Source organism: Bradyrhizobium ferriligni, assembly GCF_056837965.1.
The window spans coordinates 39161-53087 of record NZ_JBXEJO010000048.1 but is presented as its reverse complement, the minus strand read 5'-3'; the positions used below and the strand labels follow the sequence as shown (position 1 = coordinate 53087).

Sequence of the window (13927 nt, the reverse complement as noted above, 5' to 3'; positions counted from 1 at the left end):
GTACTAATATTAGCAATAGCTAATATTGATACGGAGCTCGCCATGAAGATCGACCCTGTCGCCTATGTCGGAGCCGTCATTCGCGAAGTCGCCTTCCGGGAACGCGACGGCAAGCCGGCGCGGGCGGTGATCGCGACCCGCAGCTACGACACCGACATCGCCGATCTCTGGGATGTGCTGACCAACCCCGAACGCATTCCACGCTGGTTCCTGCCGATCTCGGGCGACCTGAGGCTTGGCGGGCGCTATCAGTTCCAGGGCCATGCGGGCGGCGAGATCACGACGTGTGAGCCGCCGCGCCGGCTTGCCGTGACGTGGGAGTCCATGGGCACCGTCAGCTGGGTTACCGTCACGCTGGCCGAGAATGGCCCTGACGCCACGCGCCTGGAATTGGAACACCTCTCGGTGATCGAGGGCGACTTCTGGGACCGCTACGGAGCCGGTGCGGTCGGCGTCGGCTGGGATCTCGCGCTGCTCGGGCTCGCGCTCTATCTGGCCATGCCGCCCGGCGAGGAATTCGACCGCGCCGCCGCGTCGGCGTGGCCAGCCACCGACGACGGCAAGGAATTCATCCGCCGCTCCAGCGAGGACTGGTGCCGGGCCTCGATCGCGGCGGGCACCGAGGAGGCTGCGGCGCGCAGATCAGCCGCAAATACCACGGCGGCCTATTGCGGCGAGCCGGAGCCGGGGAGCGGAGGCTAGAGCATGATCCGGAAAAGTGTGAAGCGGTTTTTCCTCGCGACAAACGCGAAGCGTTTGCGCGGAGATCATGCTCAAACAAAGAGCTAAAGCGGGATGACGATGCAATCTCATCGCGCTCTAGCGACCTTGCACGCCTTCGACATCCTCGGCGATCCCGTCCGCCGGCGCATCCTGGAACTATTGGCGACCGGGGAGCACAGTTCGGGTGACGTCGTTGCGGTCGTGCAGCGCGAGTTCGGCATCACCCAGTCGGCGGTCTCGCAGCAATTGCGGATCTTGCGCGACGCCGGTTTCGCGTCGGTGCGCGCCGACCGCACGCGCCGCATCTACGCGGTCGAGCCGGCGCGGCTGCGCGAGGTCGACGACTGGCTCGACCGGTTCCGGGCGTTCTGGCTGCCGCGCCTTGACGCGATCGCGACCGAAGTCGCGCGGGGCAAACGAAAACGGCGCCATCAGGAATGATGGCGCCGTTCCGGATTCCCTTCAGTGATGCAGCTTACTTGCGCTTGTCGATCTGCACATAGTCGCGGCGCGCGACGCCGGTGTAGAGCTGGCGCGGACGGCCGATCTTCTGCTGCGGATCCTCGATCATCTCGCTCCACTGGCTGATCCAGCCGACGGTGCGGGCGACCGCGAACAGCACGGTGAACATCGAGACCGGGAAGCCCATCGCCTTCAGCGTGATGCCCGAATAGAAGTCGACGTTCGGGTAGAGCTTGCGATCGATGAAGTAGGGATCGCTGAGCGCGATCTTCTCGAGCTCCATCGCGACCTTGAGCATCGGATCGTCGCCGTGGCCGGTCTCCTTCAGCACCGCGTGACACATCTTCTGCATGATCTTGGCGCGCGGATCGTAGTTCTTGTAGACGCGGTGGCCGAAGCCCATCAGGCGAACTTCGCTGTTCTTGTCCTTCACCTTGGCGATGAAGTCCGGAATGTTTTCGACCTTGCCGATGCCGTAGAGCATGTTGAGCGCGGCCTCGTTGGCGCCGCCATGCGCCGGGCCCCACAGGCAGGCGATACCGGCCGCGATGCAGGCGAACGGATTGGCGCCCGAGGAGCCGGCAATGCGCACCGTCGAGGTCGAGGCGTTCTGCTCGTGGTCGGCGTGCAGGATGAAGATCTTGTCGAGCGCGTCGGCGAGCACCGGATTGATCTTGTAGTCCTCGCAGGGCACCGCGAAGCACATGTTGAGGAAGTTCTCGGCAAACGAGAGCGAGTTCTTCGGATACACGAAGGGCTGGCCGACGGTGTACTTGTAGGCCATCGCCGCCAGCGTCGGCACCTTCGCGATCATGCGCATCGAGGCGATCATGCGCTGACGCGGATCGTTGATGTCGGTGGAGTCGTGATAGAACGCGGCCAGCGCGCCGACGGCGGCGACCATGATCGCCATCGGATGAGCGTCGCGTCGGAAGCCCTGGAAGAACCGCGCCATCTGCTCATGCACCATCGTGTGATGGATCACGCGATGGTCGAAGTCCTTCTTCTGCGCCGGGGTCGGAAGATCCCCGTACAGCAGCAGGTAGCAGGTCTCGAGGAAGTCGCCGTGCTCGGCGAGCTGCTCGATCGGATAGCCGCGGTATTCGAGCACGCCGGCGTCGCCGTCGATGTAGGTGATCTTCGACTGGCAGCTGCCGGTCGAGGTGAAGCCGGGGTCGTAGGTGAACACCCCTGCCTGGCCGTAGAGCTTGGCGATGTCGATGACATCAGGCCCAACCGTGCCGCTCAGGATCGGGAAATCGTAGTTCTTGTTGCCGATGGTGAGTGTGGCTGTCTTGCTGGATTTTGCGTCCATCGTGATATCCCCGATGAATTCGTTGCGAAAACCGACCTTGCCCAGTCGCTAAATTGCGGCCCATGGCGGGGCGGAACGGCTTGTGGAGAAAGCGTCCGGGATTGGGTAGCTCATTGCCATGTGCGCTGCAAGATGGACCCTGGAGGGGGTCCATGCAGGATCACGCCGCCTGGTCGGCGAGGCGGGCAAGGCACTCCTGGCGTCCCAGCACGGCCAGCACGTCGAATATGCCCGGCGACGTTGTACGTCCGGTCAGCGCCACCCGCAGCGGCTGGGCGACGGCGCCGAGTTTCAGGTTGTTCTGCTCGGCGAAATTCCGCATCGCGGTCTCGGTGGTTTCCGCCGTCCAGTCGTTGACGGCTTCCAGCGCGGTGCGCAGGCGGCCGATCAACGCGCGCGTTTCCGGCGTCAGCAGCGCCGCCGCTTTCGGATCGAGCGCGAGCGGACGATCGGCGAAGATGAAGTAGGCGCCCGCGATCAGCTCGATCAGCGTCTTGGCGCGCTCCTTAAGGCTCGGCATCGCCCGCAGCAATTGCGCGCGGGTGGTGTCGTTGAGCTTGGCCTTCAGCGCGGCGCCCTCGGGAGCATAATCCAGCACGCTCTCGAACTGGGTCACGAGGGATTGATCGTCGCTCTGCCGGATATAGTGACCGTTGAGGTTCTCCAGCTTGGCGAAATCGAACCGCGCCGCAGAACGGCCGATGCCCGAGAGGTCGAACGCGTCGATCATCTCCTGGGTCGAGAAGATCTCCTGGTCGCCATGGCTCCAGCCGAGCCGGACGAGGTAGTTGCGCAAGGCGGCCGGCAGGTAGCCGAGCGCGCGGTAGGCATCGACGCCGAGCGCGCCATGGCGCTTCGACAGTTTCGAGCCGTCGGGACCGTGGATCAGCGGAATGTGGGACATGCTCGGCAGTTCCCACTCCAGCGCGTCGTAGATCTGCTTCTGACGCGCGGCGTTGATCAGGTGGTCGTCGCCACGGATGATGTGAGTGACGCCCATGTCGTGGTCGTCGACCACGACCGCGAGCATGTAGGTCGGAGTGCCGTCGCCGCGGAGCAGGACGAGGTCGTCGAGGTTCTCGTTCTGCCAGACCACGCGGCCCTGCACCTGGTCCTCGATCACGGTTTCGCCGGTCTGCGGCGCCTTGAGCCGGATGGTCGGCTTGATGCCACCGGGCGCGGAGGCCGGATCGCGGTCACGCCACAGGCCGTCATAGAGGCGGGTGCGGCCCTCGGCGCGCGCCTTCTCGCGCATCGCGGTGAGCTCTTCCGGCGAGGCATAGCAGTAATAGGCGCGCCCGGCGGCGAGCAGGCTTTCGGCGACCTCGCGATGGCGGGCGGCGCGGCTGAACTGGTAGATGACCTCGCCGTCCCAATCGAGCTCGAGCCATTTCAGGCCGTCCAGGATGGCGTCGATCGCCTCCTTGGTCGAGCGTTCACGGTCGGTGTCCTCGATCCGGAGCAGCATCTTGCCGCCGAGCTTCCTGGCATAGAGCCAGTTGAACAGCGCGGTACGGGCACCTCCGATATGGAGGAAGCCGGTCGGTGAGGGGGCGAAGCGGGTAACGACGGGTTTGGTCATGATCGAGCGAGACGTATGCGGGAACGGCCGTGGTGTATAACAGGAACCGGACATAACTAAAGCCCCGGTTGACCTTTTGCCCGCCAAACCAGACTTGAAACCGGGGCTTGAAACCAGGCTTGGCCGAACGGCGCGAATTTGGCAGAAGGTTGAGCTGACTCCTCCAGGGAACCCTTTGATGACGACTGACACGACGGCAGAGGCAGGGCGCGACTTCATCCGCGACATCGTCCAGGCCGATCTCTCCTCCCACAAGCACAACCGGATCGTGACCCGTTTCCCGCCGGAGCCGAACGGCTACCTGCATATCGGCCACGCCAAGTCGATCGCCCTGAATTTCGGCATCGCGCAGGAGTTCGGCGGCCAGTGCAATTTGCGCTTCGACGACACCAATCCGACCAAGGAGGAGCAGGAGTACATCGACTCCATCCAGGCCGACGTCCATTGGCTCGGCTACGACTGGGGAGCCAACCTGTTCTTTGCGTCGGACTATTTCGAGCGCCTGTACGATTGGGCCGAGGGCCTGATCAAGGCCGGCTATGCCTATGTCGACGATCAGTCGCAGGAGGAGATCCGCACGTCCCGTGGCACGCTGACCGAGCCCGGCAAGAACTCGCCGTTCCGCGACCGCTCGGTCGAGGAGAACCTCGACCTGTTCCGCCGCATGAAGGCCGGAGAGTTCTCGAACGGCGCCCGCGTGCTGCGCGCCAAGATCGACATGGCCGCCGGCAACATCAACCTGCGCGACCCCGTGCTCTACCGCATCCTGCACGCCCACCATCCGCGCACCGGCGACAAATGGTCGATCTATCCGAGCTACGACTACGCGCACGGCCAGTCGGACGCGATCGAGGGCATCACCCATTCGATCTGTACGCTGGAGTTCGAGGATCACCGCCCGCTCTATGAGTGGCTGCTCGACAAGCTGCCGGTGCCCTCGAAGCCGCGCCAGTACGAAATGGCACGGCTGAACCTGACCTATACGCTGCTGTCCAAGCGCGTGCTGACCCAGCTCGTCCGCGACGGCCACGTCTCGGGCTGGGACGATCCGCGCATGCCGACCATTGCCGGCTTGAAGCGGCGCGGCGTGCCGCCGGCGGCGGTGCGCGAATTCATCAAGCGCATCGGCGTCGCCAAGGCCAACAGTGTGGTCGATGTCGGCATGCTCGAATTCTGCATCCGCGAGGAGCTGAACCGCACGGCGCTGCGCCGGATGGCGGTGCTGCGGCCGCTCAAGGTGGTGATCGAGAATTATCCGGAAGGGCAGGTCGAGGAGATCGAGGCGATCAACCATCCCGACAATCCGGAAGCCGGCACCCGCAAGATCGCGTTCGGCCGCGAGCTCTATATCGAGCGCGACGACTTCATGGAGAATCCGCCGAAGAAGTTCTACCGCCTCTCGCCCGGCAATGAGGTGCGGCTGCGCTATGCCTACTTCATCAAGTGCACGGGCGTGGTGAAGAACGACGCCGGCGAGATCGTCGAACTCCGCGCCACCTACGATCCCTTAACCAAGGGCGGCAACGCGCCCGACGGCCGCAAGGTCAAGGCGACGATGCACTGGTTGCCGGCGGCGCAGTCGAAGCCGGCGGAGATTCGCATCTACAACCAGCTGTTCGCCAATCCGAGCCCGAACGCGGCCGATTTCGCCGCCGACCTCAATCCGCAGTCGCTCGAAGTCCTGAAGGATGCGCGCGTCGAGCCGGCGATCGCCGCGAGCAATTCGTCCGACCCGATGCAGTTCGAGCGGCAGGGCTATTTCGTGCGCGATGCGGATTCGACGCCGGACCGGCTGGTGTTCAACCGCACCATCGGCCTGCGCGACACCTTCGCCAAGGAAGTCGGCGGCAAGGGCTAGCGCAGTTCCGCGCGGACAAGCAGACGGGGGGATCGATGCCTGATGAATCCGACGAGATCGCCTCCGCCATCATCGCCAGATGGTCGGCGGGTTTCAGCAGGCTCGATGCGAATGCGTTAAGCGCGCTCTATTCGAAGAGCGCGTTCTTCTTCGGCTCGAACCCGACGCTGTATCGTGGCCGCGACGGCGTCAAAGCCTATTTTGACGGTCTGCCGCGCTGGCGCGCGCCGCGCGTTCAGTTCAGCGATGTCAGGGCAGAACGGGTCAATGCCGAACTCGTCAACATGGCGGGCATCGCGTCATTCTTCCTTGACGGCGATGCGCCCTCGCTCGCCGTCAAGATCACCTGGGTGATCGCGCGCGAGGACGGCGACTGGAAGATCGTCTGCCACCACGTCTCGTCGCAGACGCCATTGATCTAGATGTCGTAGTACAAATGGAACTCGTAGGGATGAGGTCGCAATCTGATGGGATCGACCTCCTTCTTCCGCTTGTAGTCGAGCCATGTTTCGATCACGTCGGCGGTGAAGACATCGTTGCGCAGCAGGAATGCGTGATCGCGTTCGAGCGCGTCCAGCGCCTGATCCAGCGACCCCGGCGTCGACTTCACCTCCTTCGCCTCGGCGGGCGGCAGGTCGTAGAGGTTCTTGTCGATCGGGCTGCCCGGGTCGATCTTGTTGCGAATTCCGTCGAGGCCGGCCATCAGCATCGCGGCGAAAGCCAGATAGGGATTGCAGGAGGGATCCGGCGAACGAAATTCGACACGCTTGGCCTTCGGGTTCGGCGAATACATCGGAATGCGGCAGCAGGCTGAACGGTTGCGCTGGGAATAGACCAGGTTGATCGGAGCCTCATAGCCCGGCACCAGACGCCGATAGGAGTTCGTGGTCGGGGCGCAAAGCCCGCACAATGCCCAAGCATGGGTCAACAGGCCGCCGATATAGTGGCGGGCGAGCTGGCTCAGTTCGGCATAGTCGCCCCTGTCGTAGAACAGATTGGTCTCGCCCTTCCACAACGACTGATGAACGTGCATTCCGGAAGCGTTGTCCTCGAACAGCGGTTTCGGCATGAACGTTGCGGTCATGCCGTTCTGGCGGGCGGTGTTCTTCACCACGTATTTGTAGATCATCAGATTGTCCGCCATGCGCGTGAGCGTGGTGAAGCGCATGTCGATTTCGTTCTGCCCACCGGTCGCGACTTCATGGTGATGGGCTTCGATCTGGATGCCCAGCTGTTCCATGGTCAACACCATTTCGGTACGGAGCGCCTGCATGCTGTCCGTCGGGGGCACTGGAAAGTATCCCTCTTTCGGGCGTGGCTTGTGTCCCAGGTTGGGCGCTTCGTTTGTGCCCGTGTTCCAGCTGCCTTCACCGGAATCGATGTCGTGGAAAGCGTAGTTGATGCCCTGTCCGTAGCGCACGCTGTCGAACACGAAGAACTCGGCCTCTGGACCGAAGTAGCTGGTATCGGCGTGGCCCGTGGCCTTCAGGTGGGTTTCAGCTTTTTGGGCGATGTAGCGGGCATCGCGGCTATAGGATTGACCGGTCACGGGGTCGCGGATGTTGCAGATCAATACCAGGGTGGATGAAGGGGAATATGGGTCGAGGAAAGCCGTGGTCGGGTCCGGGACGACCAGCATGTCGCTTTCCTGGATTTCCTGAAAGCCGCGGATCGATGAGCCGTCGAATCCAATCCCTTCGCTGAGGGCGTCTGCGCTCGCCGCGCTCGGCGGGACGGAAAAATGTTGCCATACCCCCGGCAGGTCGGTGAAGCGCAGATCGATCATCTGCACTTTCTCGTCCTTGATTGCCCTCACGAGATCTTCGGCTGTTGCGCATGTCGGTAACATGGCTTCACTCCTGTTATTGGAGAGCCGCGTCGTTGAGATTGTGCTGCCGTTCAGCCGCTGCGAGGCGGCTTGAGGCAGATCCTGCTCCACGTTCTGCGCTGCGAGCTGGCAGCCTCAGCTTTGGTGCGGACCGCGCATCAGCTTCATGGCGTCTTCGATATGCCGCCAGGTTCTGGCCAGCTCGGCTTCGCCTTTTGCTTCAAGCTCGATGGCGTTTTGGGCAGCTTCCGCAATGGCCTTGGCGCCATGTGCCTCGAGCAACTGCCGCGCATAGTTGTGGATTTCGATTTCTCGCATGGCGTCATACTCCTCTCGTCCTCAGCGCAACCGCAAATACCGGTCGGGCCGCGAACCGCAGACGTTGACACCTGGTCAAGCGCCCGCAGTGTGCATCTTGCTGCGGCGCGATTGCAAGAGCGCTTTCCGGGCGGCCGGACGGCAGCATGGTCGTCGGCTCGCGGATCGGCAGCGGCAACACATCGCAGGTCGGACTGATGCTTTTTTGACCGCGCCGCACCATGTCTTCGGAAGAAGGAGGTGAGGATCATGCGCATTCAACACTGGCAGGATGCTGCCAGCCTGTTGGTTGGCGTCTGGCTGGTTGCATCGCCGTTTGCACTGGGCTTCTCCGGGGCAGCTCTCTGGATCTCCATCGCGCTCGGATTGGGCGTCGTGCTGTTCGCCCTCGAGGCATTCATCATTCCGTCCTATCTGGAGGAATGGGGCGAGATGCTGATGGGGTTGGCTCTGGTGGTGGCACCCTGGACGTTCAGCTACCAGCCGGGATCGGTCACGACGAGCAGCGTGCTCGCGGGCATCGTGGTGATCGTACTCGCTTGCTGGGAGCTGACGATGGATCGTGATTTCGCCACCTGGTGGCACGATCGCTGGCATCACCGAGCTGGCTGAGAGGCGGCTGATTGAGACGTTGGCCTGACCGCCAACCCAAGGCGGCCGGGGAGGTTGGAACTGCGTAGTGCCGGATCCCCTCCGTGTCGCTTCGGCGTAACGCGGATGCAGGTTCTACAGAGACATCACGCCAGAGACGGCGAATACCGGACGATCCAGAAGCATCGTCCCGCACGCGCTGGACGGCGGCCACGGCTCCTGCTGCAGCGGTAGAGCGTTTTCGAGCGGAGTGGATGCCGGTTCGCGTAAAGAAAGCGCGTCAAAGCAAGATTCTGGAGCCCCGTTCCGATCCCATCGGACGGGGCTCTAGTCTAGTCGCCCGTCAGCAAGGTGACTCCGTCACGATGCGGCTTTCGCCTCGATCTGCTCCCAGATTCTGGTCTTGCGTGTCTCGGGCATGATGAAAACCGCGATCACGAAGCACACCGCGGGAACGACGATCGGGTAGATCAGCGCGTAGCCGATGCTGCCGGTCGCTGCGAAGGCGGCTGATGTGATGAAGGGTACCAATCCGCCGCCCCAACCATTGCCGATATGATACGGCACCGAGACCGATGTGTACCTGATCCTGGCCGGGAAAAACTCCGCCAGAAACGCGCCGACCGGCCCGTACACCATCCCGACGTAGCAGACGAGGATGAAGATGATGAAGACGGCGACCGGATAGTTGATGTGTCCCGGCTGCGTGACCATGCCGAGCCACAGATACAGCGGATAGTAGGTGATCGCCGCAAGCAGCATGCCTCCGAGGATCACGGATTTGCGGCCGATCTGATCCGACAGCCAACCAAAGAAGATCAGGCTCGGCGTTGCGATCAACAGTGCGGTTCCCACGATGTAGGCCGAGGTCACCGCATCGACCTTGGAGACCTGCTGCAGGAAGTACAGTGCCCAGAATTGACCACTGTACCAGACCACGCCCTGTCCAATCAGGACGACGATCGCGATCATGATGTACTTGATGTTGGAGCTGAGGAATGCTTCCCGCCAGGGATTCCTGGTCATCTGTCCGCGTGCCTTGATCTCCTGGAAAATCGGCGTCTCCTGGAGCTGGAGGCGGATGTAGATGGCGATGGCCACCAGCAGGAACGAGACCAGGAACGGTACGCGCCACGCCCATGCGTCAAAGGCCTGATTGCCGGCCCAGGTTCGGGTCAGAACGATTACGGCCAGCGACACCACGATCCCGAGCGTCGGCGAGGTTTGTAGCCAGCCTGTGTAGTAGCCGCGGTGGTCATCCGGAACATGCTCGGCGACATAGGTGATGGCGCCGCCATATTCGCCGCCCAGGCAGAGACCCTGGATCATCCGCAAGCCGAACAGAACGAATGCGGCCGTCAGGCCGATCGATTCATAGGTTGGGATGAGTCCGATCGCGCCCGTTCCCAGGCCCATTCCGCTCAAGGTAACAAGGAATGTATATTTGCGGCCGACCCGATCGCCCATCCATCCGAACAGGAAGGCCCCCAGCGGGCGGATCAGGAATCCCGCAGTGAACAGCGCGATCGTGCTCAGCAGGGCTGCGACGGGGTGGGATTGCTCAAAGAACTTGACCGACAGAACCGCGGCCAGGCTGCCAAAAATATAAAAGTCGTACCATTCAATGATGTTTCCCACTGATGCAGCAACAATCACGCGACGAAAATCACTCGGTACTTGAATTGCCATGTGCTGCTCCTCTCAAATGCAAACGCTACGCCTCGCGTTTTTTCAGCGATCTGTCCGCTCGCGGAGTGCGCATGGTGCACGGCGTTACAGGCGAGATTTTGCGAGTTCGTCCGCAACGCCTGATCTCAGGGGAGTTGTGGCCACCTGAGAGGAGCTCCAGCGGCCTTCAAGTGCCGCGAGCCGTCACTGCCTCATCCCTGTCTCTTTGGGAGTGGAGGCATCAGGACAGTCTAATCCCAACGGGATCGGTATCTTATGAGACTTTCGGCTCGATCGATTTGACGCAGGCGGCAGCTGTGGTCAGGCGCGAGGTCGGCAAGGCGCTGGACGATCCAGCTACCCGGGGCGCTGCCGGTCCGTATTCTGCATCCGTTCCGCTAGTCGGGTGACGGGGCCATCCGCTAGCCTGCCGCCCGGCAGGGATCGCAAGCGGAATGGCGGAGCAGGGCACGACGCCGGGCGGCAAACGCGGCTACGCGGGGACATGGCCGCCGCGCGCGGCTGCGCCGGTCGGCGGCTTTCTCCCGGCGCGCGTCGGCATCTGGAAGCCTTTCGTCGAGACATTGCGGCAATGGGCGCGCGCGGAAGCGGGGGCGGGCCGGTTGTTGCCGTGGGTGCCGGTGGCGTTCGGCACCGGCATCGCCTTCTATTTCGCGGCCGAGCACGAGCCGGTGCTGTCGGTCGCGGCCACCGTCGCAATCCTGCTCTGCCTGCTGGCGCTGCTGCTGCGGCGGCGCAGCGTGTTTCCCGTCATCGCGATGCTGGCCGCGGTGGCCGCGGGCTTTGCGACGGCGACCTGGAAGACGGCGCGCGTTGCTCACACGGTGCTGGCGCGGCCGATGTTCTCGGTGGCGCTGACCGGCTTCGTCGAGACGCGCGACATCCGCGAGAAGACCGATCGTTTCGTGCTGCGCGTGGTTTCGATGGAGAGCCCGCGCGACATGACGAAGCTCGATCGGGTCCGGCTCTCGGTCAAGAAGGGCACCGCGCCCGATGTCGGCAGCTTCGTCGAGTTGAAGGCGCGGCTGTTGCCGCCGCTCGGGCCGCAGCGCCCGGGCTCCTACGATTTCGGACGAGACCTGTATTTCCAGGGCATCGGCGCCTCCGGCTTCGTGATGGGCGCGGTCAGGACCAGGGAGCCGCCTGCGACCGGCGGCTTTGCGCTGCGCTACGCCGCCTTCATGCAAGGCCTGCGCGACGCCATCGACGCGCGTATTCGCACCACGCTCGACGGCGACCAGCGCGCGATCGCAACCGCGCTGCTCACCGGCCGGCGCGACGCGATCTCGACGCCGGTCAACGATGCGATGTTCATCTCGGGGCTCGGCCATGTGCTGTCGATCTCCGGCTACCACATGGCCGTGGTCGCCGGCGTCGTGTTCTTCGCGGTGCGCGCGCTGCTCGCGCTGTTTCCGGCGCTGACGGCAGGGCATCCGATCAAGAAATGGGCCGCGGTGGCCGCGCTGCTCGCCGCGGCGTTCTATCTGTTGCTGTCGGGCGCGGAGGTCGCGACGCAACGGTCGTTCTTCATGACCGCCGTGGTGCTGCTCGCCGTGATCGTCGACCGCCGCGCGATCACCTTCCGTACGCTGGCGGTGGCAGCGCTGATCGTGCTCGCGATCGCGCCGGAGGCGCTGGTGCATCCCAGCTTCCAGATGTCGTTTGCCGCGACGCTCGGGCTGGTGGCGCTGGTGCAGATCGGGCTGCCGAACCTATTCGCGTCGCCCGACCATTCGGCGACCGCTCGGGTTGCACTGTGGGGCGGGCGTGAGCTCACGATGCTGATGCTGGCCTCGCTGGTGGCAGGGCTTGCGACGACGCCCTACGCCGCGTTCCATTTCCACCGCGTGACGCCCTACGGGCTGCTCGCCAACCTCGCGGCGATGCCTGTCGTGTCGGCGGTCGTGATGCCGGCCGGCCTGCTGGGGCTCCTCGCCATGCCGTTCGGCTTCGACGGCGTGTTCTGGGCGATCATGGGTCTTGGCATCGACTGGATGATTTTGGTGACGCAATGGGTCGCCGCACTCCCGGGCGCGGTCGGCCGCATGGCCGCGTTCGGCATCGGGCCGCTGGTCGCAGCGAGTGCCGGCATCATCCTGCTCGGGCTGCTGCGCACGCCGCTACGCTGGTCTGGCGCCGTGCTGCTCGTGATGGCGTCGGTCTGGGCGCTCAGGGTGCCGCAGCCGGACGTGTTGATCTCCGGCGACGGCCGCAACGTCGCGGTGCGTGGCGGTGATGGGCGGCTGCATTTGATGCACAGCGCCAAGGATGCGTTCCTGGTCAGGGAGTGGTTGGCGGCGGACGCCGACGCGCGGACCGCCACCGATGCGTCGCTCGGCGAGGGCGTGTCCTGTGATGCCGGCGGCTGCGTGACCCAGGGACCTAGCGGCGCCTTCGTCACGCTCGCAACCCGGCCGGAGGCGCTGGCGGACGACTGCGAGCGCGCAGGCCTGATCGTCACGGCGCGGCCGGCGCCGCAGGGCTGCGCGGCCTCGGTGATCGATGCCGAGCGGCTGCGCCGTCACGGCGCGCTGGTGCTGCGACGGATCAGGGACGGCTACGCCGTCGATGCGGTGAAGCCTGGCGGGATCGACCGGCCGTGGTCGCCCGCGGTTCCGGGCGACGGCGAGAGCGAGACGACGCTGCGTGCGCCGGCCGCCGCGCCGCGGCCCGCCGTGGACGCGACGCCGGCCGAGACCGATCTGCAGGGCGATGATTAGCGGTGGTCCGGTGAGGGGCCGCTCGGCAGCTCGAACAGGCCGAGATGGTATTCGTCGGAATCGGGGCCGGCGTCGGGCTTCTTGACGAGGGTGAAGGAAGCCTCGGGAAATTGCTCCCAGACTTTCAGGTCGTCGGCCGTCACCGTCAGCCAACCGAACCGGAACATGTAGCGGCCCGGTTCCGTGACGCGTCCAGCCTTTTGCCATGTGACCTTATCGACCACCGCGCACGTCCTCCGTGCCCGATGATGCGCCAAGGCGCCGGCCGACGCAAACCTCCTCCTGCGCCCCGGAAGCGGGAGTCCGGGGTCGCCCGAAATTGCTTAGGTCATCCGCCGCCGAACAGCTCATTCCGCGGCGACGATGCGCTCAACCCAAAAACAGCGTTGCGAATGCGGAGGGCCGACGCTCCACAACCTTTGGCTTCTGCTCGACCGGCGGATGCAGCGCCGGCAATTGCAGCACGCTGACGCGCTGTCCCTCGACCAGCTGGGTCACCAGGACATGGCTGCCGTCGGGGAATTCGACCGCGTCATGATGCCGATCAGGCACGTCGGGCTCGACTTCGTTGAACACGCCGACGCGATAGTTCAGCGTCTTGGTCCAGATCCAGCGGCTGTCGTAGCGAACGTTCTCGGCGAAAGCGAGCTCGGTGCCCGGCAGCATGCAGACCGCGACAGTGGGATCGTTCTCCGAAGCAAAGCCGCGGGTCGACGTGCCGCGGAACGTCGTCGTGATCAGCGTCTCTCCGACAATGGCGGGGCGCGATGCCACGGCGTGCAGACTATAGTCACACATCGGATGGCTCCTCATTTCGAGGTAGCGACCCGTGCCTCTCCTT

The 13927-nt window shown here is 64.1% G+C and carries 13 protein-coding genes; 6 read left to right on the top strand and 7 right to left on the bottom strand.

Annotation, left to right across the window (positions count from 1 at the left end; genetic code table 11):
* The first annotated feature begins 42 nt into the window (after positions 1-42).
* Positions 43-702: an SRPBCC family protein gene (locus tag AC1VNY_RS26660; RefSeq protein WP_482407434.1), complete on the top strand. Its 660-nt coding sequence runs from the start codon at positions 43-45 to the stop codon at positions 700-702.
* A 93-nt stretch (positions 703-795) separates the two neighbouring features.
* On the top strand, positions 796-1164 hold the full coding sequence (locus AC1VNY_RS26655) for an ArsR/SmtB family transcription factor (RefSeq protein ID WP_482407433.1): 369 nt from the start codon (positions 796-798) through the stop codon (positions 1162-1164).
* A 34-nt stretch (positions 1165-1198) separates the two neighbouring features.
* Here the strand turns inward: AC1VNY_RS26655 and gltA are convergent, their stop codons facing one another.
* Positions 1199-2500, bottom strand: coding sequence for a citrate synthase (gltA, locus tag AC1VNY_RS26650; protein ID WP_028339667.1), 1302 nt, complete (start codon positions 2498-2500; stop codon positions 1199-1201).
* Positions 2501-2660: 160 nt separating this feature from the next.
* Entirely contained in the window at positions 2661-4082 is a 1422-nt protein-coding gene (gene gltX / locus AC1VNY_RS26645; protein WP_482407432.1) for a glutamate--tRNA ligase, read from the bottom strand.
* Positions 4083-4260: 178 nt separating this feature from the next.
* Here gltX and AC1VNY_RS26640 point away from each other — a divergent pair, with 178 nt between their 5' ends.
* Together AC1VNY_RS26640 and AC1VNY_RS26635 are read left to right on the top strand one after the other, a co-directional pair.
* Positions 4261-5940 (top strand): glutamine--tRNA ligase/YqeY domain fusion protein, encoded by a 1680-nt coding sequence (locus AC1VNY_RS26640; protein WP_482407431.1) that lies wholly within the window; start codon positions 4261-4263, stop codon positions 5938-5940.
* A gap of 35 nt (positions 5941-5975) precedes the next feature.
* Positions 5976-6362: a YybH family protein gene (locus AC1VNY_RS26635; RefSeq protein ID WP_482407430.1), complete on the top strand. Its 387-nt coding sequence runs from the start codon at positions 5976-5978 to the stop codon at positions 6360-6362.
* On the opposite strand, the gene glnA is transcribed toward AC1VNY_RS26635, so the two are convergent.
* Complete coding sequence (gene glnA, locus AC1VNY_RS26630; protein WP_482407445.1) at positions 6359-7789, bottom strand: type I glutamate--ammonia ligase; 1431 nt, start codon at positions 7787-7789, stop codon at positions 6359-6361. The two genes, AC1VNY_RS26635 and glnA, sit on opposite strands and share 4 nt — an antisense overlap.
* A 114-nt stretch (positions 7790-7903) precedes the next feature.
* Positions 7904-8086, bottom strand: coding sequence for a hypothetical protein (locus tag AC1VNY_RS26625; RefSeq protein ID WP_028339672.1), 183 nt, complete (start codon positions 8084-8086; stop codon positions 7904-7906).
* 249 nt (positions 8087-8335) lie between these two features.
* Between AC1VNY_RS26625 and AC1VNY_RS26620 the strand changes: the two genes are divergently transcribed.
* Positions 8336-8698: an SPW repeat protein gene (locus tag AC1VNY_RS26620; RefSeq protein WP_482407429.1), complete on the top strand. Its 363-nt coding sequence runs from the start codon at positions 8336-8338 to the stop codon at positions 8696-8698.
* A 339-nt stretch (positions 8699-9037) separates the two neighbouring features.
* On the opposite strand, the gene AC1VNY_RS26615 is transcribed toward AC1VNY_RS26620, so the two are convergent.
* Complete coding sequence (locus AC1VNY_RS26615; RefSeq protein ID WP_482407428.1) at positions 9038-10366, bottom strand: MFS transporter; 1329 nt, start codon at positions 10364-10366, stop codon at positions 9038-9040.
* A 434-nt stretch (positions 10367-10800) separates the two neighbouring features.
* On the opposite strand from AC1VNY_RS26615, the gene AC1VNY_RS26610 reads away from it, so the two are divergent.
* Positions 10801-13086 (top strand): ComEC/Rec2 family competence protein, encoded by a 2286-nt coding sequence (locus tag AC1VNY_RS26610; protein WP_482407427.1) that lies wholly within the window; start codon positions 10801-10803, stop codon positions 13084-13086.
* Here the strand turns inward: AC1VNY_RS26610 and AC1VNY_RS26605 are convergent.
* Together AC1VNY_RS26605 and AC1VNY_RS26600 are read right to left on the bottom strand one after the other, a co-directional pair.
* Complete coding sequence (locus tag AC1VNY_RS26605; RefSeq protein WP_028339676.1) at positions 13083-13310, bottom strand: hypothetical protein; 228 nt, start codon at positions 13308-13310, stop codon at positions 13083-13085. The two genes, AC1VNY_RS26610 and AC1VNY_RS26605, sit on opposite strands and share 4 nt — an antisense overlap.
* 145 nt (positions 13311-13455) lie before the next feature.
* Entirely contained in the window at positions 13456-13884 is a 429-nt protein-coding gene (locus AC1VNY_RS26600) for a hypothetical protein (RefSeq protein WP_026192810.1), read from the bottom strand.
* Positions 13885-13927: the final 43 nt, after the last annotated feature.

Bases quoted from the DNA above. Each gene is read 5' to 3' on its own strand.
- AC1VNY_RS26655 (WP_482407433.1), top strand. From the start codon at position 796: ATGACGATGCAATCTCATCGCGCTCTAGCGACCTTGCACGCCTTCGAC.
- AC1VNY_RS26625 (WP_028339672.1), bottom strand. From the start codon at position 8,086: ATGCGAGAAATCGAAATCCACAACTATGCGCGGCAGTTGCTCGAGGCA.
- glnA (WP_482407445.1), bottom strand. From the start codon at position 7,789: ATGTTACCGACATGCGCAACAGCCGAAGATCTCGTGAGGGCAATCAAG.
- AC1VNY_RS26640 (WP_482407431.1), top strand. From the start codon at position 4,261: ATGACGACTGACACGACGGCAGAGGCAGGGCGCGACTTCATCCGCGAC.
- AC1VNY_RS26615 (WP_482407428.1), bottom strand. From the start codon at position 10,366: ATGGCAATTCAAGTACCGAGTGATTTTCGTCGCGTGATTGTTGCTGCA.
- AC1VNY_RS26620 (WP_482407429.1), top strand. From the start codon at position 8,336: ATGCGCATTCAACACTGGCAGGATGCTGCCAGCCTGTTGGTTGGCGTC.
- AC1VNY_RS26610 (WP_482407427.1), top strand. From the start codon at position 10,801: ATGGCGGAGCAGGGCACGACGCCGGGCGGCAAACGCGGCTACGCGGGG.
- gltA (WP_028339667.1), bottom strand. From the start codon at position 2,500: ATGGACGCAAAATCCAGCAAGACAGCCACACTCACCATCGGCAACAAG.
- gltX (WP_482407432.1), bottom strand. From the start codon at position 4,082: ATGACCAAACCCGTCGTTACCCGCTTCGCCCCCTCACCGACCGGCTTC.
- AC1VNY_RS26600 (WP_026192810.1), bottom strand. From the start codon at position 13,884: ATGTGTGACTATAGTCTGCACGCCGTGGCATCGCGCCCCGCCATTGTC.
- AC1VNY_RS26660 (WP_482407434.1), top strand. From the start codon at position 43: ATGAAGATCGACCCTGTCGCCTATGTCGGAGCCGTCATTCGCGAAGTC.
- AC1VNY_RS26635 (WP_482407430.1), top strand. From the start codon at position 5,976: ATGCCTGATGAATCCGACGAGATCGCCTCCGCCATCATCGCCAGATGG.